This window comes from Sediminibacillus sp. JSM 1682029, from assembly GCF_041366435.1.
In the GTDB taxonomy this organism is placed as follows: Bacteria; Bacillota; Bacilli; order Bacillales; family Amphibacillaceae; genus Sediminibacillus; species Sediminibacillus terrae.
In genome coordinates this window covers 92430-115212 of sequence record NZ_JBEWYY010000011.1, presented here as the reverse complement: position 1 = coordinate 115212, position 22783 = coordinate 92430, and the positions used below count along the sequence as shown (strand labels likewise).

24 protein-coding genes and 1 pseudogene are annotated in these 22783 nt (G+C 44.9%); 11 read left to right on the top strand and 14 right to left on the bottom strand.

The window, feature by feature from the left end; genetic code table 11:
* The first annotated feature begins 15 nt into the window (after nt 1–15).
* Entirely contained in the window at nt 16–177 is a 162-nt protein-coding gene (locus tag ABVF09_RS16660; RefSeq protein ID WP_162832880.1) for a hypothetical protein, read from the top strand.
* A 477-nt stretch (nt 178–654) separates the two neighbouring features.
* Nucleotides 655–813: a YfhD family protein gene (locus ABVF09_RS16655; protein ID WP_081718204.1), complete on the top strand. Its 159-nt coding sequence runs from the start codon at nt 655–657 to the stop codon at nt 811–813.
* A gap of 238 nt (nt 814–1051) precedes the next feature.
* On the opposite strand, the gene mscL is transcribed toward ABVF09_RS16655, so the two are convergent.
* The gene (mscL, locus tag ABVF09_RS16650; RefSeq protein WP_371069688.1) at nt 1052–1612 is read right to left on the bottom strand and encodes a large conductance mechanosensitive channel protein MscL; all 561 of its coding nucleotides are present in this window, start codon (nt 1610–1612) and stop codon (nt 1052–1054) included.
* Between the two features lie 91 nt (nt 1613–1703).
* Between mscL and ABVF09_RS16645 the strand changes: the two genes are divergently transcribed.
* Together ABVF09_RS16645 and ABVF09_RS16640 are read left to right on the top strand one after the other, a co-directional pair.
* Nucleotides 1704–2156 (top strand): YueI family protein, encoded by a 453-nt coding sequence (locus tag ABVF09_RS16645; RefSeq protein ID WP_035427294.1) that lies wholly within the window; start codon nt 1704–1706, stop codon nt 2154–2156.
* Nucleotides 2157–2291: 135 nt separating this feature from the next.
* Complete coding sequence (locus ABVF09_RS16640; RefSeq protein ID WP_026571495.1) at nt 2292–2477, top strand: YjzC family protein; 186 nt, start codon at nt 2292–2294, stop codon at nt 2475–2477.
* Nucleotides 2478–2562: 85 nt separating this feature from the next.
* Here ABVF09_RS16640 and ABVF09_RS16635 read toward each other — a convergent pair whose 3' ends face one another.
* The 7 genes from ABVF09_RS16635 to ABVF09_RS16605 form a co-directional block, all read right to left on the bottom strand.
* On the bottom strand, nt 2563–3450 hold the full coding sequence (locus tag ABVF09_RS16635) for a TetR/AcrR family transcriptional regulator (protein ID WP_371069687.1): 888 nt from the start codon (nt 3448–3450) through the stop codon (nt 2563–2565).
* A 191-nt stretch (nt 3451–3641) separates the two neighbouring features.
* Nucleotides 3642–4388, bottom strand: a complete 747-nt coding sequence (locus ABVF09_RS16630; protein WP_371069686.1) for an amino acid ABC transporter ATP-binding protein — start codon at nt 4386–4388, stop codon at nt 3642–3644.
* 16 nt (nt 4389–4404) lie between these two features.
* The gene (locus tag ABVF09_RS16625) at nt 4405–5109 is read right to left on the bottom strand and encodes an amino acid ABC transporter permease (protein WP_051381979.1); all 705 of its coding nucleotides are present in this window, start codon (nt 5107–5109) and stop codon (nt 4405–4407) included.
* The gene (locus ABVF09_RS16620; protein WP_371069685.1) at nt 5093–5932 is read right to left on the bottom strand and encodes an amino acid ABC transporter substrate-binding protein; all 840 of its coding nucleotides are present in this window, start codon (nt 5930–5932) and stop codon (nt 5093–5095) included. The genes ABVF09_RS16625 and ABVF09_RS16620 overlap by 17 nt, the downstream gene beginning before the upstream one ends.
* A gap of 349 nt (nt 5933–6281) precedes the next feature.
* Nucleotides 6282–6920 (bottom strand): sigma-70 family RNA polymerase sigma factor, encoded by a 639-nt coding sequence (locus tag ABVF09_RS16615; protein WP_371069684.1) that lies wholly within the window; start codon nt 6918–6920, stop codon nt 6282–6284.
* A gap of 46 nt (nt 6921–6966) precedes the next feature.
* On the bottom strand, nt 6967–7122 hold the full coding sequence (locus ABVF09_RS16610; protein ID WP_081704461.1) for a YvrJ family protein: 156 nt from the start codon (nt 7120–7122) through the stop codon (nt 6967–6969).
* 27 nt (nt 7123–7149) lie between these two features.
* Entirely contained in the window at nt 7150–7395 is a 246-nt protein-coding gene (locus tag ABVF09_RS16605) for a helix-turn-helix domain-containing protein (RefSeq protein ID WP_026571501.1), read from the bottom strand.
* A 355-nt stretch (nt 7396–7750) separates the two neighbouring features.
* Here ABVF09_RS16605 and ABVF09_RS16600 point away from each other — a divergent pair, with 355 nt between their 5' ends.
* The 3 genes and pseudogenes from ABVF09_RS16600 (at nt 7751) to ABVF09_RS16590 (ending at nt 9564) form a co-directional block, all read left to right on the top strand.
* Nucleotides 7751–8866, top strand: coding sequence for an NAD(P)/FAD-dependent oxidoreductase (locus ABVF09_RS16600; protein ID WP_153464928.1), 1116 nt, complete (start codon nt 7751–7753; stop codon nt 8864–8866).
* Between the two features lie 94 nt (nt 8867–8960).
* A complete protein-coding gene (locus tag ABVF09_RS16595) occupies nt 8961–9146 on the top strand; it encodes a helix-turn-helix transcriptional regulator (RefSeq protein ID WP_371069683.1) in 186 nt (61 codons plus the stop codon).
* 38 nt (nt 9147–9184) lie between these two features.
* Nucleotides 9185–9564 (top strand): annotated as a pseudogene (locus tag ABVF09_RS16590) (permease).
* A gap of 322 nt (nt 9565–9886) precedes the next feature.
* Here the strand turns inward: ABVF09_RS16590 and ABVF09_RS16585 are convergent.
* Both ABVF09_RS16585 and ABVF09_RS16580 read right to left on the bottom strand, forming a co-directional pair.
* Entirely contained in the window at nt 9887–11062 is a 1176-nt protein-coding gene (locus ABVF09_RS16585; protein WP_371069682.1) for an aminotransferase, read from the bottom strand.
* The gene (locus ABVF09_RS16580; protein WP_026571506.1) at nt 11059–11553 is read right to left on the bottom strand and encodes an Lrp/AsnC family transcriptional regulator; all 495 of its coding nucleotides are present in this window, start codon (nt 11551–11553) and stop codon (nt 11059–11061) included. Before ABVF09_RS16580 ends, ABVF09_RS16585 begins: the two co-directional genes overlap by 4 nt.
* Nucleotides 11554–11930: 377 nt before the next feature.
* Between ABVF09_RS16580 and ABVF09_RS16575 the strand changes: the two genes are divergently transcribed.
* Nucleotides 11931–13535, top strand: a complete 1605-nt coding sequence (locus ABVF09_RS16575) for an amidohydrolase (RefSeq protein WP_371069681.1) — start codon at nt 11931–11933, stop codon at nt 13533–13535.
* Between the two features lie 39 nt (nt 13536–13574).
* Here ABVF09_RS16575 and ilvD read toward each other — a convergent pair whose 3' ends face one another.
* Complete coding sequence (gene ilvD, locus ABVF09_RS16570) at nt 13575–15257, bottom strand: dihydroxy-acid dehydratase (protein WP_371069680.1); 1683 nt, start codon at nt 15255–15257, stop codon at nt 13575–13577.
* Nucleotides 15258–15603: 346 nt separating this feature from the next.
* On the bottom strand, nt 15604–16380 hold the full coding sequence (locus ABVF09_RS16565; RefSeq protein ID WP_371069679.1) for a glucose 1-dehydrogenase: 777 nt from the start codon (nt 16378–16380) through the stop codon (nt 15604–15606).
* Nucleotides 16381–16554: 174 nt separating this feature from the next.
* Here ABVF09_RS16565 and ABVF09_RS16560 point away from each other — a divergent pair, with 174 nt between their 5' ends.
* Nucleotides 16555–17124 (top strand): M15 family metallopeptidase, encoded by a 570-nt coding sequence (locus ABVF09_RS16560; protein WP_153464918.1) that lies wholly within the window; start codon nt 16555–16557, stop codon nt 17122–17124.
* 381 nt (nt 17125–17505) lie between these two features.
* Here the strand turns inward: ABVF09_RS16560 and ABVF09_RS16555 are convergent, their stop codons facing one another.
* The gene (locus ABVF09_RS16555; protein ID WP_371069678.1) at nt 17506–18513 is read right to left on the bottom strand and encodes an NAD(P)/FAD-dependent oxidoreductase; all 1008 of its coding nucleotides are present in this window, start codon (nt 18511–18513) and stop codon (nt 17506–17508) included.
* 312 nt (nt 18514–18825) lie between these two features.
* Here ABVF09_RS16555 and ABVF09_RS16550 point away from each other — a divergent pair, with 312 nt between their 5' ends.
* Nucleotides 18826–19512 (top strand): type 1 glutamine amidotransferase domain-containing protein, encoded by a 687-nt coding sequence (locus tag ABVF09_RS16550; protein ID WP_035427269.1) that lies wholly within the window; start codon nt 18826–18828, stop codon nt 19510–19512.
* 92 nt (nt 19513–19604) lie between these two features.
* Here the strand turns inward: ABVF09_RS16550 and ABVF09_RS16545 are convergent, their stop codons facing one another.
* A complete protein-coding gene (locus ABVF09_RS16545; protein WP_371069677.1) occupies nt 19605–21089 on the bottom strand; it encodes a flavin monoamine oxidase family protein in 1485 nt (494 codons plus the stop codon).
* Between the two features lie 205 nt (nt 21090–21294).
* Between ABVF09_RS16545 and mnmH the strand changes: the two genes are divergently transcribed.
* Nucleotides 21295–22332, top strand: a complete 1038-nt coding sequence (gene mnmH / locus ABVF09_RS16540) for a tRNA 2-selenouridine(34) synthase MnmH (protein ID WP_371069676.1) — start codon at nt 21295–21297, stop codon at nt 22330–22332.
* Nucleotides 22333–22783 lie beyond the last annotated feature (451 nt).

The following is a 22783-nucleotide window of genomic DNA, read 5'->3' as shown; positions in this document are numbered from 1 at the left end:
GCGAGGTGTCCTACGATGGCTGAAAACAAAGACGAATTATTCGACAACCACGAAAACAATTCACCTGAACAAGAAAAGAAACGGAAGGATCCTAATAAAGATCCAGATCCTGAACGCGAAGTGGAAAGCAACAACAAAAAGAATCCGGAAAAAAATCCGGATGACTTTCAACAGTAACCAACTTAAGATAAGCGGCTGCAAAGCCTTCTATTCGAGGACATCACCAGCATGGCAAAAATGCTGGTGATGTTTTTTGAATCGAGGGTGAAAAAATAGGCTCTATAGAGCGAAGCAGTGTAGCAGAGGAAATAAGCGAGACTCTTGCGGAAAAACGGGCGGCCGAGACCCCGCAGCGGGCTTTGCGAGGAGGATCGGGCGTTCGTCCGCGGAAAGCGAGTTTATTTCCTCTGCGGTCCGAGTAAAATAGCTATTTTGGAAATGAGCATTTCGATAAAAAGAGGGTGGAAGAAAAATCACACCACCACACGCTAGAGAACCAAAAATACATACTCCCACTCCCTCTGATTTTGCAACTCGACTGTACGAAAAACTTCCCTGTGAACTATCGCTTTATGAATAGGATATTGTTGTCTATTCCATATTATAAAAGAAGATGAAGCTTTCCTTATCCCTTTTCAGAAAGGATGGTATGTAATGGACGAAAATAAACAGGCCGAAAAAGCGCTAAACAATATCGAGAAAACGGAAGAAGTGGAATTTTCCTATGAACTGGCCGACTCAGAAGATATGGAAGCAATCGAAAGAATGAAAAAAGCAAATAAGCGCCAGGAACAAAATAAATCGAAAAAATAAACACGATCAGACTCGGTTGTCCCGGCGTGTGTTAAATCGATGACAGGATATGTCTTGTAAGGTCGGTGGAACAACCATTTCAGCTTACAAATTGGGAGCAAAGCATGGCCTCCCACGCAAAACCGAGCGGATTCTGAATGCTAATTGAATTCGCTTGGTTTTTTAAATTTGTAAGTTGCTTACCTTAGATAGACTTCCTCTTATTCTGTTGTTTAGGGAGGGCTTCGTATCAGTTTGCCTATTTCACGTGAATCCACGGCCTCTTCCTATCATCCGTTTCTTCTTTCGCAAGATCAGAACCGCAATGGGCACACCGGATTGCTTGTGCGGGGATGGACATACGACAGTAAGCACACTCCTTTTTTTGCATTGCCATTCCTGGATGTTGATCTGGTTTTTTCCAGCGGTTCATTTGCCGTATGACCAGAAACAACGCGAAAAAAATGATTAAAAACCGTACCAATGAAGTAAGGAACAATCCGTAGTTGATCGTGGCAGCTCCTGCCGACTGGGCTTCTGCCAATGTTTCATATCGGCCGCTCCCCAAGACAATATACAAGTTGGAAAAATTCATCTGGGATAGCAGCAATCCGATCGGCGGCAGCAGTACATCGGTCACCAATGAATCAACAATACTGCTGAATGCAGCTCCGAGAACCATACCGATTCCCATGTCGGCAGCATTCCCCCGCAGGATGAATTGACGAAATTCTTTGAGTATCGTCGATTGTTTCCCTCCTCTCCTTTCATGATAACTATATGCATAATTGGGACAATCTATGATGAGAACACACGGCACTCAGCACCATGCTTTTTTAACAGCTTCAACCGTCTTATAATAGAAGGACAAGCAAAATAGGCTTGGACCATTCATGAGAAGGAGCATCATGATGAGTAAAGAAAACATAGACAACTATCTTGAAGAAGGAATGTACGGCGCAAAGCAGACAAAACCCGCCGAGCGAAAACGATACCTAGGTACGTTAAGGGAAAGGATCCTGCTTGCCCTAGACAAATCACAAGTCATGCAGCAAGAAGGGTTTGAGGAATTAGCAGCAGAGATGAAAGCAAACCCGGAAGCAAAATTATTGCTGAATGGAAAAATCAATTCACGTTTTTTTAAAGAATATAAAAAGATTGCCCGTCAGCATAACATCCGTTATACTGCAGTTACCAATAAGCAGGCAGAGACAGACATAGGAGCAATTTTAACGAGTCAATCCGCCGTAGACCGTGAAACGATTTTCATCGAAAAAGAGGAAGCTCGGACCTCTATTGAAACAGACAGCTCGCAAGGATTTAAATCGAAGATAAAGAAATGGTTCGGCTTATCAAAGCGATAAAGATTCGGACCGTTAAATTACAATTGCGTAACATTCACCCAACAAAGTTTATCTGCACGCCATCCGTGAAATAGATTAATGTACATGAAAAGCAGGACTAGCTTTTCAAAAAAACCAACGGAGGTGTAGAGAAGAATGGCTGAAAATCGTTTAAAAACCGGAGAAAACGTCCCAGAAACAGGCAAGTATAAAGTAGACGGATTTGTCAACGAAGACGACGCTTCCCAACAAGACGACACCGAAATCAGTGTCGAGGAAGGGGAACAGCTACCACCATCCCCAACCTCCCACAAAGCAGTCTATTGGAAAAAAACTTCTTAAATGAAACCCGGTCGAAAGAAAACACTGTACGGGGAGGCTGACCCTCCGTACAGTGTTTTTTATTACCTTTTCTGCTAGCTTCCTATTACAGCAACCGTATTTGCAGACGTTCGGCTATACGATACCGGAACTCATCCAGTTCACTGATTTCTTTAAAATTAGCCAGCAAACCCTGGATTAAAAATTTTTTCGGTTCAGCTTTTCTGATCTCTGAAGACAAATAGTCGATCACACCCTGGAGTTCCGCCGCCTTAGAAGGGTCGATATCCAAATGATTGATGGCCTCCTGCATTTTCTGCAAACTTGTTTCTACTTCCTGTTTAACAGAGTCCGGCGGCAGGTTCATTTGTTGCGCGAATTCCGTCAAATGTTCCTTTGTAACCAACGGTTCTTCTCCACTGTCTATAAGCCCCCTGACTATATCGTCCAGACGACGGACAAGGAAGACAGCCATTTTGTGAAAATCGAGTTCGACATCGTACTTTATGCTCAGTTGCATATAATTCGACAGCATCCCCTCGACAATGATGCTCAAATCGACAACATGCTCTTCAGCCCGATTTCCATACATATTTATCAAATTTTGCTCATACCACTGCTTTATTTCGATATCCTTTTGTCCTATAAACTGAAATAATTCTTCATTTAGAGAGATAGTTTGCTCCCGAAACTGTGTGATGATGAAATCTTTATGTTTCAGGATTTCTTCCAATTGAACGCGGATTTGTTTGATAAAACTTTCTTTCGGCGGCAGGTTTTCCTGTCTCACTTCATCCACTTTTCTATTCATCAAGTCATAATAGTATTCGAATATACGGAGCATCAATTCGTCCTTGGAGCGAAAGTGGAGGTAAAACGATCCTTTGGATAAATTGCTTTTATCGACAATTTCCTGAACGGAGGTCGAATAGAACCCCTTTTCAGCAAAAAGCGCAATGGAAGCCTCGATTATGTTTCTCTTCTTTTCATTCATTTCCATCACTTCCCAGGCTTTAAAAACTTCTTACATATTTACTATCTTTTATTTTGTCGTTTAAACTGCAATCAGTCAAGCGGAAGTCGTTTTGTAAAGGAGAAAGCTAGCTTGTCCACTAGTCTCGTGCTTATGTTGCCTAATGACGGTATAAAAAAACATCCAGTCCGTGTAAAGACTGGATGGTGCGTTTAAGGGTTGAGTATTCGCTGCAAGAATTGCTGGGTTCTTTTCTCCTTCGGTTCTTTCAATACTTGCTTAGGTGGTCCTTGTTCAATAATGTAGCCGCCGTCCATGAACAAAACCTCATCGGAAACCTGTTCCGCGAACTGGACTTCGTGGGTGACGATTACCATTGTCCAGCCTTCATTGGCCAGCTCCTTGATTACCCCCAGTACTTCTCCGATTAATTCCGGATCCAAAGCGGAAGTAGGCTCGTCGAACAGCATCAACTCCGGTTCAATAGCCAACGCACGGGCTATCCCGACCCGCTGTTGTTGTCCCCCGGAAAGTTGATGTGGATACAAGTGCATCTTATCTCTCAGGCCCACTTTGGCAAGCAGCCGTTCTGCCATCTCCTGAACCTGTTTTTTATCACGTTTTTGAACGACGATCGGCCCTTCCGTCACATTTTCCAATGCCGTTTTATGCGGGAACAAATTGTATGACTGAAAAACCATACCAGACTTCCTTCTTAGCCGCAGCCAATCTTGTTTACTCACTTTCTTACCGAAATCAAGACTAAAACCATCTGCAAAGGTGAAAACACCGCCGGTCGGTTCTTCCAGGGCATTCAAACAGCGAAGCAGTGTCGTTTTCCCGGATCCGGACGGCCCCATGATCGTCAGTACCTTGCCCTTTTCCACGCTGACATCAATATCTTTCAGTACCTCTAGCTCGCCAAAGGACTTCGATAATCCCTTTATTGATAAATACATTGTTCCACCTTCCTCTCTACCTTGCCGTGTAACGTGAAAGTCGTCTTTCGATTGCTTCCTGGACGAGTGACAGCAAGAAACAGATCACCCAATACAGAATGGCAGCTTCCACATATATCAGCATGAAGTCGTACGTCCTTGCGGCTATTTCCTGCGCCCGGCGAAACAACTCGGTCACCAGAATCAACGAGGCAAGCGATGTATCCTTGACCAGGCTGATAAACGTATTGGACAGCGGCGGAATCGATACTCTTGCCGCCTGTGGAAGAATGATCCGCTTCAAGGTAGTAGAATGGGACATGCCGACTGTATAACCTGCTTCCCATTGGCCTTTTGGAATCGATAGAATAGATGCACGGATAATTTCAGATGCATAGGCCCCGACATTCAAGGAAAAGGCAATAATCGCACTCGGAAACGGATCGATTGTAATATTTAAACTGGGCATACCATAAAACACGATAAACAATTGCACCAGCATAGGCGTCCCACGGATCGCGGACACATATGCGATGGCAGGCGCCCTTAAAAACCTGGAATTGGATAACCGCATCATTGCGGTCAACAAGGCCAATACCAATCCAACTGCAAAGGAAATCAGTGTCAGAGGGACGGTGTACTTAATTCCTCCGGTGATCATCGGGAGCAGGGAGTTTTTAAAGAGCTCCCAGCCCCCCATGTCTCCGGTAATTGTCAACAAAACATTATTGAGAAGAGACATCTTCACCAAACCATTCTTTGGAGATTTCCGCTAAGGTTCCGTCTTCTCTCATCGCTTCCAGCTGCTCATTGACAGCCTCCACTAATTCTTCGTTTCCTTTATTGAAGGCAAATGCCGATTCCGAAACATCTTCCTGCTCCGCAGCTATCTTGATGCTTTCATCACCTTGCTGGTTGATATAATCCAATACAGCCAGCTTATCATTCACCGTGACATCGGCTCTGCCTTGCTTGATCAACTCAATGGACTGTGCCAGCCCTTCAACGCTGACAAGTTCCGCGCCATTTTCCTCGGCAATTTCACCATAATTACTCGTCAAGGACTGTGCAGATTGCTTGCCCTCCAAGTCTTCGAAAGAAGTGATATTGTTATTATCTTTCGGGACGACTACTACCGCAGAGGAATACGTATATGGATTTGAGAAATCATAATTTTGTTTGCGATCTTCGTTAATTCCAACCTGGTTTGCAATCACGTCAAAGCGTTCAGCATTCAAGCCGGCAAACATGGAATCCCATTGCGTTTCTTCAAATTCTACATCGATTCCCATCCGGTCCGCCACTTCCCGGATAACTTCCACATCATAACCAGTTAACTCACCTTCGTCATTATGGAAGGTAAATGGTGCATACGTACCTTCCGTGCCTACCGTAATGACTCCTTCTTCCATGATCTGATCATATAGTGACGCAGACGATTCAGAGCCACTGTCCGAGCTGCCATTATTTTCGTCGTCCCCGGAATCTCCCTCCGAATTGCTTCCACATGCTGCCAAAACAGCAATCAGGCCGATGAAAATCAGCCATGCACTTATTTTTTTCATATTTTAAACCCCCAGTATGTTTATCGGAATTGTTGTCCAGATGTGATTATACCCCGCCGAAGATCGCTTTGTAAAACAATTAAACCTTACAAGTGAATTATTCCCTAACCGTGTGAAAATATTGCTGAAACAAGCTTCAGCGTGCACTTTTTGCCACACAGGAAATTGTCTCAAGCTTTCGAGAATTGAATATATAAAAGAAGGGGACTCGTCCTGTGCTGTACGCACATAGCAACTCGTCCCCTTTTGCAAGGCCAGTATTCACTTTCCCCTCCCGGCAGTCTTCCAAGCCCATTCTTTTACAGTTGATGATGAAGGAGGGGAAATGATTATATTGATTCAACAACACCTATCCACTTCCTTTTCCATTTCCAAGGTATCCTGTTTCATTCAGTGATCTTCTCAATCTTTTTAATGCTTTTTTATGGCTTTTCGACACAGCCTGTTGGGTTTTTTTCATCACTGTCGCTATTTCCGTGTCACTTAGCTCATGGACATAGGCCAAGTTGAGTATTTTCTTCTGGTTCTCTGTCAAATTGGCGATTGCCTGATAAAGCCTTTCATCGACAACCAAATCCTCAAGAGAATAATCCCGGCCATTGGAAAACATCGCTTCCAGATTGGATACTTGCTGTTTGTCTTCGATTACATCTTTTAACGTGTACTCGGAATCATCTGTTAGAGGGGAGTCAAGGATGAGCTGATTTCGCATTTTAACATTTTTGTATTTTTTATCATAATTTATGGCATTGAAATGTAGGGTATTAGAGAGAAAAGTGGTCAGTCTGATATTAAAGTAGTATGCGCGGAATTTATCATCTAACTTTTTCGTGTTGGCTTGGGATGGGTAACAAATGGTCTGGACGAACAACTGGTAGTTATCCTGATCTTTCAAAAAAGTGGAAACAATCGTGTTGTTGAGGAATTCCTGATGTTCATCTATATACTTTTTCACCTCGGACGTACAGGGATCTTCATGTTCTTTCACCAACTAATCCCCCCTTCCTGGTTCCCTGAAAACGGGATGAGCATCTCTATTTTCGGGATAGCTTGGTCGAGAGCTCGTAAATCACTGTCTCCAGATTTTCAATTTTTCGTTCAAAGCGGAAGAACAAATAAACAGTGACTGCGATAGGAAAACCGAAATTCCCCAACAAAGTGACCCAAAGCGGAAAGTCAAAAGAATTCATTATCATCGCCTCCCTGTCATTATTTTTTCAAACAATGTTGCTCTCTACCTGAACTTGAAAGTCGAAAAATCCGGGAACGGTGGATATATCGTAACTGGTTACGGCTTCTACCATTTTCAACTGTAAATCCTGGTACATATCTTCCCTGTTTTTCTCTTCTGTCTGGTAAAGGGATTTCTTGACTTTTGGCTCAAATGCGTCGAGAATGGCTACCAAGGCGGACGGGTTACTCCTAGACTCAGTCGTTAACTGATACAGTGACTTTTCCTCCATTCAGATAACCCCCCTAATGATATGGACTTGGCTTGCTTACTCTATAAAGAAGCCCTCCTCTCCCATCTAACAACCTTTGTCTATAAAAATTGCTATTTACTTTATTTTACAGAAAGAACGAACGTTTGGGTATTGGGACTTTATCCGGCAATTCCGGGCAGTTAGCAGCACAATGGCATTCCATCTTTCCTCTGTGAAGCAAAACTAGTTAATAAGTATGTGGGAGCTATGGCGCACTATGATGATTTTTGAATGTTGAACATGAAAACATCCGGTCTTTCAGCGTGTTCCTTTTGCAGTGGGAATTTGTCTGATATATTTTAAATGACATACAATAAACGCTAAGGATGATAGAATGAAAAAATTCATTATAGTCGGAGCCGGCATACTAGGAGCTTCCACTGCCTACCGACTCGCAAAGGCCGGGGCTCAAGTGACGATCGTCGATAGGCAGGATGCCGGCCAGGCTACTGATGCAGCCGCCGGAATTATCTGTCCCTGGTTATCCCAGAGAAGGAATAAGGCCTGGTATCAGCTTGCCAAAGGCGGCGCCCGTTATTACCCCGAATTGATCAAAGAATTAAAATCCGATGGAGAAACAAATACCGGATACACAAAAGCAGGAGCAATCAGCCTTCATCATGATCCAAAAAAACTGGATGCAATGGAAGAACGGGCGCTGAAACGCCGCGAGGATGCTCCGGAAATGGAGGAAATCAGCCAACTTTCAGCAGAGCAAGCTCAAGCTTTGTTCCCACCACTTTCAGGAGAAATGGGGGCTGTCCATGTCAGCGGAGCCGCTCGTGTCGATGGCCGTTTACTGCTGAGTGCTTTATTGCGGGCAGCTGAAAAACACGGTGCCCATCGAATAAATGGAAGTGCCTCCCTTGTTCTCAAAGAAAACAAAACATATGGCGTGTCGGTTGATCAGGAAGTTTTTTATGCAGATAAAGTGATCGTAACAGCAGGTGCCTGGGCCCAGGAACTATTCAATCAAGCAGGCATCCCGTTCAATGTCCGCTTTCAAAAAGCCCAAATCCTCCATTTGGAACTCCCAGATACACAAACCGCTGACTGGCCGGTCGTAATGCCGCCAAGCAACCATTATCTGCTCGCCTTTAATCCAAACCGGATTATTGTCGGTACTACACACGAGGATATCGAGCATTATGATACTCGGGCCACTGCCGGCGGTATCAAGGAAATCCTCGACAAGAGCCTGCAAACTGCACCTGGATTATCGGATGGCACGATTTTGGAAACAAGGGTGGGATTTCGTCCGTTCACCCCCGGATTTCTTCCAGTCATAGGGACGGTTCCTGGATTTGATGGTCTGCTGACCGCGAACGGACTTGGGGCGTCCGGACTTACCATGGGTCCATATATCGGCTCTGAACTTGCTAAACTAGCGCTGGGAGAAGCGACAGAGATTGATCTAAGCCTTTATGATGTATCGGGTGCATTGACATGATGCACCCTTCTATTCAGCTAACAATGTAAAGTGAGCTTGACGTAAAGGAAACTTTACTTTATGATAAGTTTAACAGCGAAGGGAGTAGAAAACGTTGAAAAATGATTTACCGGCGTATAGAAAAAAACATGGGATTTCCCAAGATGGCTTGGCAGCAAAACTGGGCGTTTCTAGACAAACCATCATTTCAATCGAGAAAGGCAGATACAATCCTTCACTTCCTTTAGCTTTACAGATTGCCAGGTTATTCAATACCTACGTAGAAAATATCTTTTTTTAGAGGAGTAAGTTTGATTCAAAACCAGGAGGTTCGGAACGATGAAATATTCACGTCTCGCATTCTTATTTATCGGTATTGTCGATTTGTTATTATTCGTTTTTCTTGCTGGCGCCGCCATTCTAACCGGAGATACAGGTTTTCTGTCGCAAAACCTGATATGGCTTGCCATGGCCGTCATGGCGTTTTGTTTAAGCTATTTATTTCCACAGTTCATTCAAAAAGATGAACGGATGAAGCTTATCCGGCAGAAGGGAATCTTTTTTCCTTTTTTGCCTTTTTAGCTTATTCCGTTGTATTGACTACTTTCTTACAAACAAATTTAATCCACTTGACTGGATTAGAGGCAGTCAACATCCTCACTTCTCTGATGGTTTGCACCGTTTTTGTTTCCTGGGTAGTCTTATCCAAAATCTACTAAAACCCATTCCTTTAGGATGTGTCCCTTATGCAAAGCTGGTTTTTCCCGCTTGCTTTTATTATGGATTTCCACTGTTATACTTCTTCATTCGCAACGATGTCAATGAGGATAAGGTTTTGACCAAAAAAGGATTTATCAAACTGGGGTCTTTTTTGCTGATTATTTTTTTGGGTGCATTCTTCCTTGGGCTACTGGCAAGATGAGGCTATTGCAAGAGCACATCGCCAGTACCTATAAAGCGCTTATCACATAGTAGGAATTCAAATTCCCATTCCCCTCCACCCTAAAAAAGAGCCTTGCCAGCTAGGCAAGGCTCTTTTCTTTATAAACGCTTTTCCACAAAGCGCCCGATTCGTTCAATTGCGGTTTGCAGTGCTTCCATCGACGCAGCATAAGAACAACGTACATGCCCTTCTCCTCCAGCACCAAACACAGAACCAGGAACGACTGCCACTTTTTCTTCTTGCAGTAACTGCTCGGCGAACTGTTCCGACGTTAAACCTGTTTCCCGGATGGACGGAAAGGCATAGAAGGCCCCTCCCGGCATGTGGCAAGGCAGACCGATCCGGTTACTCGCTTTCACAAAATAATTTCGGCGCCTGCGGTAGCTGGCCACCATTTTATCGACGTCTTCACGCCCGTTTCTTAACGCTTCCAATGCACCATGCTGGGCAATAGTAGGAGCACACATCATCGTGTATTGATGAATTTTCAACATCGCCTGCAGCAGTGGCTCCGGTCCGGCCAAGTATCCGAGCCGCCAGCCCGTCATCGCGAACGCTTTGGAAAAACCGGATATAACAACGGTTCTTTCTGCCATTTCCGGAAGTGACGCTATACTGCAATGAGATTGATCGTAGCTCAGCTCGGCATAAATTTCATCGGAAAGCACTAATAAATCGTGTCTTCGGATCACCGCTGCCAGCTTCTCCAGCTCTTCTCTGTCCAACGTGGCACCGGTTGGATTGTTAGGGAAGCAAAGCAGAACCATCTTCGTTTTTTCATTAATATGACTTTCCAACTGCTCCACCGTCAGTTTAAAATGGTTGTCCGCCGTAGTCGGCACAGGAATCGGAATGCCTCCCGCCAGTTGGACAATCGGGGCATAGGCTACAAAGCCAGGCTCCGCTATCAAAACTTCGTCACCTGGATCGACCAGTGCCCGAAAGGCAATATCGATCGCCTGGCTGGCACCAGTGGTGACGATGATTTCTTTCTCTGCTTTGTATTCCAGCTGAAACTGCTTTTGTAAATAAGCCGAAATTTCCTGACGAAGCTCCAACAGCCCTGCATTCGCTGAATAGGAAGTATATCCACTTTCCATCGAAGCATAAGCCGCTTCACAAATGTTCCAGCTGGTTACAAAATCGGGTTCCCCTACCCCGAGGGAAACCACTCCCTCCATTTCATTCGCCAAATCAAAAAATTTCCGGATTCCCGAAGGTTTTATGCTTCTTGCTGTTTCCGAAAGATAATTTTTGGAAGATAGCTGTTTCATGGCGACACCACAGCCCGTTTATCCTTCTGCTCCGGTTCAAAAATGACGCCGTCATGTTTGTATTTTTTCAAAAGGAAATGAGTGGTCGTAGAGAGCACCGAGTCCAATGTCGATAATTTCTTTGACACAAAGAAAGCTACTTCCTTCATGGTTTTCCCTTCAATTTGGACCGATAAATCATAAGCACCCGACATCAAATAGACTGCTTTCACTTCTGGAAAGCGGTAAATCCGTTCAGCTACCCCGTCAAAGCCGATTTCCCGCTTCGGTGCCACCTTTACATCAATCATCGCGGTTACACCGTCATTGGATGGAACATGATCCCAATTGATCACAGCCTGGTAATTCAGAATGATATCCCGCTCTTCCAAAGATTTGACAATTTTTTCAACTTCGTGTTTCTCCATTTCCATCATATCGGCAATAGTTGCCAACGGTGTCCGTGCATTTCCTTCAAGAATCTCCAAAATCTCCAATTCTTTTTCATTCATGATATGTCCTCCATCTCAGTCGTCATTTATCAAAATTTGTTGAATCATCAATTTTTCGTTTACCCCAACTGCCGGATACGTAAAAGTCTGCTCTTTTCCGCAAAATCAATCAAAATATTTGGCAGTCCTCTAAAAAGTCACTGTTTTAGAACCAAGCCATGCACCACTACTGCTAACGGCCGCAACAAACCGTTAGAACATTATTTAAAACGACAATCCATACAAAAGATTTAAGCTACATTATATCACAAACACAAGCTGATATTGCAGGGGATTTTTGTGAGAAAGGGCTCTGTGCTTTGCGGAAAAGGAAGGTTGTGTCAAGGCATATTCTGGCGGGTATAGATAATTGAATAAGGAAAGAGGAGGAACGGATTTTGACCATACTAGATAATATTCGTTTATACAGACCGGGAGAAAAAGGGAATCCTGATGACCTCTATCACATGAAAATCGAAGAAGGATTTATCACAGGGATCTATAAAGGAACCGCAACAGAGCGAGACGAACATACCATAGATGGTGGACAACTGGTTGTTGCCCCTGCTTTTAATGATTCCCACTTACATTTGTTGCGGTACGGTTTAATGAAAAAAGAATTGGATCTTCGACAAGTTACAAGCTGGACTGACATGAAGCAAATTATCCAAGACCGGTTTATAGAAGAAGAAATGGAAGAGAACGATTGGGTGATTGGAAGGGGCGTTATTGACAGCCAGTTCACCGACCTCGATCACTTGCTGACTGCTGATGATTTGGACGAACTGGAATACGAAAAACCGATGTTTTTGCTTCATGACGATGGTCACGAATGCATAGTCAATCATAAAGCGTTATCCATTATCCAGGAGAATGATGGATTGGCTGAAGGACATGACCAGTTTATTGAAAAAGACGAAGATGGACGTTGGACAGGACGTTTCAAGGATTCCGCCGTCCATTTTATCAAATTTCATTTTCGTCAGAAGAGCAAACAGGAAATTTATGAAGCAGTTCATGATGCCATCCCCCATCTTTCCAAAACGGGAATTACTTCTGTCCATACGGACGACCTTAACTATGCAGGGGACTATCAACGGTTATGGAATGCTTATACCCAACTTGAAAAGGATGGGAAGCTGGACATCGATGTGCAGCTTCATCATTATGTTTACAAGCTCACTGACATTCAATCGTATTTAGAAGCAAATAGGAGAAGAACCGGCGATGGAACCAAGCAAGTAAAAGTAGGTGCATTCAAGATTTTTCTGGATGGTACACAACGTCTGCATACAGCCGCTTTGCGACAGCCTTATCACGACAAGCCTGAGACCAAAGGAAATTTAATATACCCGCAGGAAGAATTAAACGAGATGGTGAAAACGGCCGACCAGAACGGTATGCAAGTTACCATGCACGCTATTGGTGACAGGGCGGTCGAGCAGGCAATAACCGCTTTGGAAAATACCGATACCCACAGGATGCGCCATCGGATCATTCATGCGCAGGTCTTGACGCCTGATTTACTGGAACGGCTCAGAGAGCTCAAGCCATTTTTAGAAACCCAGCCAGGCTTTATCATGGAAGAGCACGACCAGACGGTTGAGTGGGTAGGGAAAGAAAGAGAACGCTTCTGCAATCCCTGGGCAACCGTCCATCAATTTAAAATTCCGTTTACAGGAAGTTCCGATTCGCCGATTGGTCCATTGGCTCCATTGATGAATATATTTGCAGCAGTGAATCGCACCGACGAAAACGACAAACCAGAGGGTGGCTGGATACCCGGGGAAAAACTTACAATTGACGCTATCTTCCGTGCTTATAGTGAAACACCAGCATGGTTGGAATTTCATGAAAACAAAAAAGGAAAACTGAAATCTGGTTACCAGGCAGATTTTGTCCTCCTATCTGATCATCCAGCCAAGATACATCCAGCCGATTTAAAGCATCTGCAAGTAACAGCCACCTACTTCCGAGGCAATTGTGTCTACGAGCGTTCCTGACGCAAAAACACCGGCTCCCCAATCGGAACCGGTGTTTTTTTATTCAAAATGATCGGTGACTGCACCCCTCGAGGAACAAGAAACCGTGTGTGCATACTTGCCAAGTACACCTTTGTTGTAGAGCGGCGGTGCCACCCATTGCTTACGGCGATGCTCCAATTCTGCTTCTGAAACATCCATCACGATTTCCTGCTTATCCGAGTCAATCGTGACAATATCGCCTTCCTTCAACAAAGCAATGGGTCCTCCGGATTGAGCTTCCGGTGCAATATGGCCGACAACCAGGCCATGTGTCCCACCAGAGAAACGGCCGTCTGTCAACAATGCCACCTTTTCGCCCAACCCTTTTCCAACTAAGATAGCCGAGAGGGAAAGCATTTCCGGCATACCAGGCCCGCCTTTCGGACCCTCATAGCGAATGACCAGTACATCGCCCTCGTTAATTTCATTGTTGATGACTGCTTCTGTTGCTTCTTCTTCGGTGTCGTAAACACGGGCAGGACCGGTATGTCGTTTCACTTTCACTCCCGAAACCTTGGCTACCGCACCGTCAGGAGCCAAATTTCCTTTTAAAATGACCAATGGCCCGTTTTCACGTAACGGCTTGTCGATCGGCGTAATAATTTCTTGTCCTTCTTTTAAAGAAGGTGCTTCCGCTGCATTTTCCGCTACCGTTTTTCCTGTGATGGTCATACAATCGCCGTGCAAATAACCAGCTTCGTAAAGGTACTTCATAACAGCTGGAACACCGCCGACCTTGTGTAAATCGTCCATTACATATTTTCCGCTCGGTCGTAAGTCGGCAACATGAGGGACCTTCTTTTGGATTCTGTCAAAATCATCGATGGTGATGTCGACCTTGATGGAATGGGCAATCGCCAACAAATGAAGGACAGCATTGGTAGAGCCGCCAAGAGCCATAACAACCGTAATGGCATTTTCGAATGCTTCTTTTGTCATGATGTCTTTCGGATAAATTCCCAGTTCCAGCATCTTGTAAGCTGCCTTTCCTGCTTCCGTGCAATCCTGACGCTTTTCTTTCGATTCCGCCGGATTTGAAGAACTGCCCGGCAGACTCATTCCCATTGCTTCCACTGCAGTCGCCATGGTGTTGGCGGTGTACATTCCGCCGCAAGAACCAGCCCCCGGACAAGCGTGACATTCAATCCCGTGAAGCTGCTCATCGTTGATATCGCCGTTGTTATGCTGGCCGACTCCTTCAAACACGGACACTATATCCAGCTTTTGTCCTCGATGGAAGCCTGGTGAAATCGTACCTCCATAGACAAACACAGCAGGAACTTCAGAACGGGCAATGGCAATCATGCAGCCTGGGATATTTTTATCACAGCCGCCAATTGCTACATAGGCATCGAGGTTCTCCGCTCCCACGACCGTTTCGATCGAGTCCGCAATGACATCCCTGCTCGGCAGTGAATACCGCATCCCCTGCGTTCCCATCGAGATACCATCCGACACCGTGATCGTGTTGAACACCAAAGGAACTCCTCCGGCTTCCTTAGCCCCTTCCTTGGATTTGACTGCTAAATCGTGAAGATGGATGTTACAAGGCGTCACTTCGCTCCAAGTGCTGGCCACGCCGATCATCGGTTTTTTAAAGTCTTCATCCGTCACCCCTACCGCACGAAGCATCGCCCGGTTTGGCGCCCGTTTGGGGTCATCGCTGAACACTTTGCTTTTGATTCGTAAATCTTTTTCCATTATGTATGCCTCCCTCTTTCTTTCTAACAACTATAATAGCTTTTTTAAAAGGTTTCAATATATTTATTCTATTCTGAAAAATTTAGCTATTTTTGCAGGACTTACAAAAAATATAGCAAAAGTGCTAAAAAAATGGGAAGGGAAGACCTGTTTACCAAGCTTCCCTTCCCATTTTTCCGAATTACAGTAGTGAGATAATGAAACTTATCACTACTATAGCTCCAATAATCATCAAGATGGTCCGTAGCATTTATTTCACCCTTCCTGTTCAGCAACTAGTCTTCTTTTCCTTTTTCAGATGAGAGGCAAACGACATTTCGTGATTTGGAAAACATTAGCACTTCGTCTATTCCAGTTGTGAAGGATACAGGGTCATGCCTCCATCGACGAACAACGTGGTCCCGGTAACGTATCCAGCTTCTTCAGAAACAAGCCAGGCGGCGGCTGCCGCAATCTGATCCGGCTTGCCTATTTTGTTCATCGGTATTTTTTGCAAAGTCGCGTCCTTCTCTTCCCCTTCTTTTTCCTCCGCGGGATTTGCCGGTGTTTCTATGGTTCCCGGTGCTATGGCATTGACCCGGATACCGCGTCCGGCATATTCCAGGGCAAGTGTTTCTGTCATCATCTTCAGCCCACCCTTAGTAGTAGAGTAATGGACATTATGAACTTTCGGGATTTGCTGGTGTACGCTGGAAATATTAATGATGCTTCCTTTGATTTCATGGTCCAGCATGTACTTGATCGCTTCACGCGAACCGATAAAAGCCCCGGTCAAGTTGACCTCCAGCACACGTCGCCAATCCTGCAGACTTAATTCATGCGAAGGACATCCATTACTGAATCCGGCATTATTCACCATCACTTGGATAGACCCGAAGCGTTGGATCGCGGCATCGATCAACTGACGCATCCCTTCTTCCCGGGAGACATCGGCTTCCACTGCCAAGGCCTCGCCGCCTTGTTCCTTAATCAAACGCACCGTTTCTTCTGCACCACTTGGATCGGTGTGGTAATCGACAATGACGTTCATCTTTTCCCTTCCAAACCGCACAGCGATCCCTTGACCGATTCCCTTTGATGATCCTGTAACGATGGCTGTTTTCCCCGACAGATCCGGATACATGCAAAATCCTCCTTCTCGTTTATCACTATGGTATAAGTACCCGGGAAGCGAGCGAAGGAAACAATTTGTTCAGCAAGTGCAATGGTTGTCGGCTTTATTCGAATTATGGTAGTCTTTCCTATGTACACCTGAGCAGAGAAAAGACAATTTTAGACAACGAAGGGAATAGGATAGGTGAAAGTCAATATATTAGTATGGTTGATCATACTGACGGCTTGCGTCCTGTTTATACTATTTTATATAGAAAATCAAAATCTGGAGTTTGAGCCCCAGGATGAAGACCTTGTAGAAAATGGCGAGCTGCCTGAAGAGCTGCATCCCATTGTTGAAGAGAAAAAAGACCAATTAGTTGAAAAGGCGGAGGACCAAGGGATCTCCATCATCATTACCGAGGGCTTCCGCACTGCAGAACGACAGGATGAATTATACCAGCAAGGCCGTTCAGAAGAGGGGGACATTGTCACCTATGCTGAAGGAGGAGAATCCTATCACAACTACGGACTGGCCATTGATTTCGCCCTGCAAAACGAAAATGGCAGGGCCATTTGGGACATGAACTATGACGGAAACGACAACGGCGAATCAGATTGGATGGAAGTCGTAGAAATCGCCAAGAAGCTGGGTTTCGAATGGGGTGGCGATTGGACGCGATTCAAGGATTATCCCCACTTGCAGATGGACTTCGGATTGAGCATCTATGAATTGAAGCGAGGCAAACGTCCGGATGATCCTGCTTCTGATTAGTCACGATTTATTCAACGGCTGATTCTTCAATAATACGCAACTGTTCCGAACAAGAAAAACAAAGGGATTCTTTTGACAATCAAACGGTACTGTTACTTTTCTGTCTTTGAAAAAGCAGCTGGGACAAAGCAAAAACCGAACAATATTCGATTGCTAAGCATTCGAATTCGTTCGGTTTTTTGCTTTGTATAAAGTATTCCATTACCTAGTTTTATCACTCGTTCACAAGCGATACATCCCATCCGCTTCTTTATCCCAATTTTGTTATCCTGGTTCAGCTGCAAGGTCAAAGTGAAGATTTTTTGTGCAACGAATAAACATGACAGTGAATCCTGCCTATACACCAAGGACTGATTCTCCAAAGGGGAACAGCCCGGAATCTCATTCCTTGTATTTGTATTCTACTGTACTGTAAACCTGCGCACTTGCTTTGGGATCAATATGAAACTTGGCACTATTCACCGCCGTGCATGCTTCTGTATAGCCGGATGCGATCAGCATCGACTTTCTCGGATAATGTACGGCATCTCCAGCGGCGAATATCCCTGCTACATTTGCTGCCATGCCGGCATCTACCGTGATTTTACTTTTTTCAACAGCCAGATCCCACTGTTTAAACGGGGCGGCTTTAAACTCAATTCCCTGATAAACGAGAACCTGGTCAATAGTCTCCAGAGTTTCTTCTTCTGATTCCTTGTTGACCAGCTTTGCTTTGCGAAGACAGCCATCTTGTTCCATCAGTTCGAGTACCTCATGGTGCAGTCTGACTTCTACCGTAGACTGGGCCAGCCGTTCTTCATCACCCTGTCCGACATGCTGGAATTCATCTGATTCATTTACAAGGATCACTTTTTCCGCCTGTCCCTCCAAGGCGAGCGCCCAGTCAATGCCGACTCTGTTTTTCGAAACAATCAGGACATTTTTTCCGCTGAGTTGTTCCCTATTATTCAACGAGTAATGCAGCTGGACGCCTTCATATTTCGATGCGTTTCCTGCTGTTAGACGAACAGGATCATAGATGCCAAATCCGGTCGCAAGGATTACCGTTTTCGAATAATGAGCTTCTCCGGATTCGGTGCTTAAAATGAAAGTCCCATCCTCCTGTTTATCAATAGCTGTAACATACTGATTATAAACCATCTCGGGGTCATGAAGCCCTGCTTGTTCTTTCATTTGTCGCACCAGGTCTTCACCGGATATACGCGGAATTCCTCCTACATCATAAATGTACTTTTCCGGGTAAAACTGGGCAACCTTCCCGCCAAGATGCCGGCCGGACTCTATCACCTTCGTTTTCATCTGTCGCATCCCACTATAAAATGCAGCGAACAATCCCGTCGGGCCTCCCCCGACAATCGTTACATCATACAATTCACTGTCACTTGCCATCGAAAAAAACTCCTTTATCGAATCTGCTCCATACCCGTGTTACTTACCTTTATTCCTGTAAATGTGTTGCGGCTATTTCCCGTTCAACCACTATGTAAAACAAACGCTTTCAAAGACAATCATTTAATTGAGAATCATTATCATTATAAAGCATTTTGCCAATAAATCAAGGGATGGAACGTAACAATTTGTCGATCCCTTTTTACTTTTCGGGAAAGAATCGTACTGCACAGGCGCCATGGATTCAGGAATTCCGATTAAGGCAACGGTGTATGAGTTGTCTGTAAACCCATAAGGCGGAGGAGGATTAACATGAAGAAAATTTTAATGGTCGTCACCAATCATAAGGCTCTAGGTGACCCCTCGAGAGAAACCGGACTATGGCTAAGCGAGTTCACTAAATTTTATCATCGGGTTAAACATACATTCACAGTCGATATTGTCAGCCCTTCCGGCGGCGAAGTTCCGATAGATCCCCGCAGTTTAACGGAGCTGCTAGTCAGCAAACAGCTCCGCAATTATTATAACGATCAAACTTTCATGGAATGGTTGAAGCAATCCTACTCACCAGGACAAATAAACCCGGCTGAATATGAAGCGATTTATTTTGCCGGCGGACACGGGACCATGTGGGATTTCCCGAAAAACCAGGAACTGCAAGACATTACCCGGGCAATCTATGAAAATGGAGGGATTGTGGCGGCAGTCTGCCATGGACCAAGTGCACTCTATGACCTTCAACTGACGAATGGCGAGTATCTCCTTGCTGGAAAAACAGTAACCGGGTATTCCGACCGGGAGGAAAAAGCAATGATGCTTTACAAGTATCTGCCTTTCTCTTTAGAGGAAAAATTGAAGACCCACGGGGCCGACTATGAACAGGCAGCCTTGCCGTTCAAATCTTGTGTAAGAAAAGACGGGCGAGTTGTCACGGGGCAAAATCCCGCTTCCACTAAAGGTGTCGCCAAACACGTCATCTCTCTACTACAACAAACATAAAAAAGAAGTGAACCAGCAAGGGCGCAAACAGAACATTGATTTTGGGGCTTGAGGGGGCTGAACTGCACCTTCAGTCAGTTTATTGTTCTCTTTTAACGCCGGTTCATTTCCAGTGCTGCCCGGATTCCGGATTCTATCGCCCCCTCTATCCATCCATGATGGGAAGAGGTCTGCTCTCCAGCAAAATGGATCCTGCCTTCCGGTTCCTTGATCACTTGTGAAAACTCCGTTATTTGATTTGGCTTGAACAAGGTAAAGCAACCCGCCGAGAAAGGGTTCAAGTTCCAACTGAATGCAAAACTTGTCAGAAATTGTTCATAGACCTGATTGCCAAAAAATTTAGCAAGGCCTTGCAATGCCTGCTTGACTTTTTCACGTTCCGGCAAAGCATCCCACGGGGTGGCGTTTTCTCCCCAGCTGTAACTGACGAGTAGAATCCCCGGCCCCGGGGTGCCTATTCCATGGCTCGGCGTATAAGTAAATCTGGTCGTTAAATCACTGATAATATTGGAACCGAGCAGCCCCTGTTCCTCCCAAAATTTGTTTTTGAACTGCATGGCGATTTTCGTGGAAGCCACATGATGCATTTCATGGATAGCCTTTCGCTTCATAAAACGTATTGTATGATGCGGCAGCACTTCGATAAATTGAAAAACCGGAAAAGGGATGGTAGTAAGCAGCAAGTCCCCCTCATACCACCCGAAGTTACCCGCTTGCCCATTCTGACAGTGGACCGTCACACCGTCGGACCGCTGTATAATGCGATTTGCTGTGACACCTAAATGAATATCATCTGATAAAAGCGGAAGAAATGAAGTTGGAAGCCGATCATTTCCCCCGGTGATTTCGTAAAATTTCTTTTTTCCGTTAAAAACCGTTCCGACAATATCAGTAAGGATATTGAGAAATGAAAGCTCAGGAAAGCCTTCGATTCCAAGCAGTACTTTTATTTTCCGTACAGCCTGCGAAGAAAGCTGCAGTCCAATCGGGTTATGCCGCAAAAAATTTTCCATGCTATAACGATCATAATAGGCAATCAACTCCCGTTTTTGTTCCGGGGTCGATTGCTCATAAAGCGACAGAAATGGATCGACCGCTTTCTGAAAAAGCTCGGTCGCCGTTTTTCCTTGTTCATGAGGCGGAAGCGGGTAGTCGAATAGCTCCGGTTTTTTTTCGTACTGCTGACGAGTCAAAGTAACATGATTGGTATGCAAGAGGTCGTCTGGAGAATTATTGATGAACGGATTTACCGGTAGCTTGAATTTTTCTATGTATCCCATTGTCAGGCGGTGGTCGGCAGGAATGCGCATCGCCCCGACATCGATATAATCCTCCCCGACAAATGGTTCTCTTACGGTATAAACCCTCCCCCCCACGCGGTCATTTCCCTCGATAATGGTTACCGAGTGCCCGGCCTCTTTGAGCAGTGAACCTGCCACCAGGCCGGTCATTCCCGCTCCGATGATGATGATATTTTTTGGAGCGCTCGTTGGATTCAATCCCGTCTTCACAATCGGCAAGTATTGTTCCGCCATATCCATGTCATTGAACAATTCGTTCTCTCTCAACTGTCTCATTTTTCCCCAACCTTTTTTATTTCCATATTTATGCATAATTTAGTGCTTCATTCCAGTTCCTTTATACTGTTTTTTCCATATACCCTCTGTATTATGGACCGCAAAAAGTGCCGAATTTTTACAAATCCGTTGATTTTCATTAAAATAGAGGGAGAACTCGATCAAATAGACTTTTGCCAGTTCATCATAGAGAGGCGTGAAGGAATTGTTTCAAGATATCAGTTGGAAAGAAATCGCCAATTTGCATAAAACAGACGAACATACGTTAATCGATGTACGCTCCCCGTCTGAATTTGCCGAAGCGACGATTCCAGGGAGTATCAACATTCCCCTGTTCGACGACGACGAGCGAGCGGAGATCGGGACATTGTACAAGCAGGAAAGCCAGGAGGCTGCTAAACAGCGTGGTGTAGAGATTGTTTCGGCCAAGCTTCCAGCGTTCATAAAGGCGTTTCAAGCAATAAACACAGATAAAACAGTATTCTGCTGGCGGGGCGGTATGCGCAGTAAGACCGCTGCGACGATGGTGGATTTAATGGGGATCAAAGTGAACCGCCTTCAGGGAGGAATCCGTTCCTACCGTCAATGGGTAGTCAAAACATTGGAGTCGTTTACGTTTACTCCTCAAGCTATCGTGCTCAATGGCTACACAGGGGCAGGAAAAACGATGATTCTGGAACAACTGGAAGAGGACGGTTACGCCATTCTCGATTTTGAAAAAATGGCCAATCATCGTGGTTCGATTTTCGGCCAGATCGGTTTAGAACCAAATAAACAGAAAAAATTCGAATCCCTTCTGCTTCATCAGCTATTGAAGGTGCAGCAAGCCCCCTATGTTGTCATGGAGGCTGAAAGCAAGCGTATAGGAAAAGCAGTATTGCCTGATTTCATGGTGGAAAAGAAAGAGCACGGAACACACTTGTTCATCGACATCCCTATCGAGGAGCGGGTGAGAAACATTCTGGATGATTATCAACCCTGGGACCATCACGAGGAAGCCCTCGAAGCATTTCAACGGATCAAACGTCGAATTCATACACCGGTCGCAGCCGAAATCGAGACCAGCTTGGAAAACACGGACTACGGTCAAGCCACCAGACTGCTGCTGGAATATTATTATGATCCGCTTTATAGTTATTCAGCCAACAAACACGACAGTCATACAATACATGCGTCAAGCACGGAAGAAGCGGTTCCTCTGGTCAAGGAATTCTTGGCCAGGAAGGAAGTGTACCAGCACTGAGAAAGAGGCCGGGATAAAAACATGGCCACCAAAGCAAAAACAGAGCGAATTGGTTTTTGCTTGTGAATTCGAAAAACTTCTTTTTTCCTGTTGTTTGATGCGAGTTTCGTATCGTTACGACAAGATACTACGCTACGTTTTCGTGGTCTGATTTCTGCCTATCAGGACAAAATGAATAGAACCGTATTCTTCTATCGGTGTTAGGACGAAGACGAAAAATTAGCGGAGGAGGTTCGTTATTCTTCAGAAATTGCAGGGCGCGAGCTGAAGATCCACTTGGCAAATCGCTTTTCTTTTCCAAGTTAGCTGAAGCCTTGCCCGCGGAAAGCGAAGTACCTTGCCGGAGTGGAGCATGATTCATAAGAGAAAGATAAGAATGGTTTGCTTTTTTGACAAAACCGAACGAATTAATCTTCGTTCGGTTTTTATGTTGGTCGCTATGCTTTTGTCC

Excerpts from the sequence above, each read along its gene's own strand:
- ABVF09_RS16585 (WP_371069682.1), bottom strand. The coding sequence starts at position 11,062 with ATGAAACAGCTATCTTCCAAAAATTATCTTTCGGAAACAGCAAGAAGC.
- ABVF09_RS16630 (WP_371069686.1), bottom strand. The coding sequence starts at position 4,388 with ATGTATTTATCAATAAAGGGATTATCGAAGTCCTTTGGCGAGCTAGAG.
- ilvD (WP_371069680.1), bottom strand. The coding sequence starts at position 15,257 with ATGGAAAAAGATTTACGAATCAAAAGCAAAGTGTTCAGCGATGACCCC.
- ABVF09_RS16640 (WP_026571495.1), top strand. The coding sequence starts at position 2,292 with ATGGCTGAAAATCGTTTAAAAACCGGAGAAAACGTCCCAGAAACAGGC.
- ABVF09_RS16655 (WP_081718204.1), top strand. The coding sequence starts at position 655 with ATGGACGAAAATAAACAGGCCGAAAAAGCGCTAAACAATATCGAGAAA.
- ABVF09_RS16565 (WP_371069679.1), bottom strand. The coding sequence starts at position 16,380 with ATGTATCCGGATCTGTCGGGGAAAACAGCCATCGTTACAGGATCATCA.
- ABVF09_RS16620 (WP_371069685.1), bottom strand. The coding sequence starts at position 5,932 with ATGAAAAAAATAAGTGCATGGCTGATTTTCATCGGCCTGATTGCTGTT.
- ABVF09_RS16545 (WP_371069677.1), bottom strand. The coding sequence starts at position 21,089 with ATGAGACAGTTGAGAGAGAACGAATTGTTCAATGACATGGATATGGCG.
- ABVF09_RS16635 (WP_371069687.1), bottom strand. The coding sequence starts at position 3,450 with ATGAATGAAAAGAAGAGAAACATAATCGAGGCTTCCATTGCGCTTTTT.
- ABVF09_RS16645 (WP_035427294.1), top strand. The coding sequence starts at position 1,704 with ATGAGTAAAGAAAACATAGACAACTATCTTGAAGAAGGAATGTACGGC.
- ABVF09_RS16600 (WP_153464928.1), top strand. The coding sequence starts at position 7,751 with ATGAAAAAATTCATTATAGTCGGAGCCGGCATACTAGGAGCTTCCACT.
- ABVF09_RS16550 (WP_035427269.1), top strand. The coding sequence starts at position 18,826 with ATGAAGAAAATTTTAATGGTCGTCACCAATCATAAGGCTCTAGGTGAC.
- ABVF09_RS16555 (WP_371069678.1), bottom strand. The coding sequence starts at position 18,513 with ATGGCAAGTGACAGTGAATTGTATGATGTAACGATTGTCGGGGGAGGC.
- ABVF09_RS16610 (WP_081704461.1), bottom strand. The coding sequence starts at position 7,122 with ATGAATTCTTTTGACTTTCCGCTTTGGGTCACTTTGTTGGGGAATTTC.
- ABVF09_RS16625 (WP_051381979.1), bottom strand. The coding sequence starts at position 5,109 with ATGTCTCTTCTCAATAATGTTTTGTTGACAATTACCGGAGACATGGGG.
- ABVF09_RS16605 (WP_026571501.1), bottom strand. The coding sequence starts at position 7,395 with ATGGAGGAAAAGTCACTGTATCAGTTAACGACTGAGTCTAGGAGTAAC.
- ABVF09_RS16660 (WP_162832880.1), top strand. The coding sequence starts at position 16 with ATGGCTGAAAACAAAGACGAATTATTCGACAACCACGAAAACAATTCA.
- ABVF09_RS16580 (WP_026571506.1), bottom strand. The coding sequence starts at position 11,553 with ATGAATGAAAAAGAATTGGAGATTTTGGAGATTCTTGAAGGAAATGCA.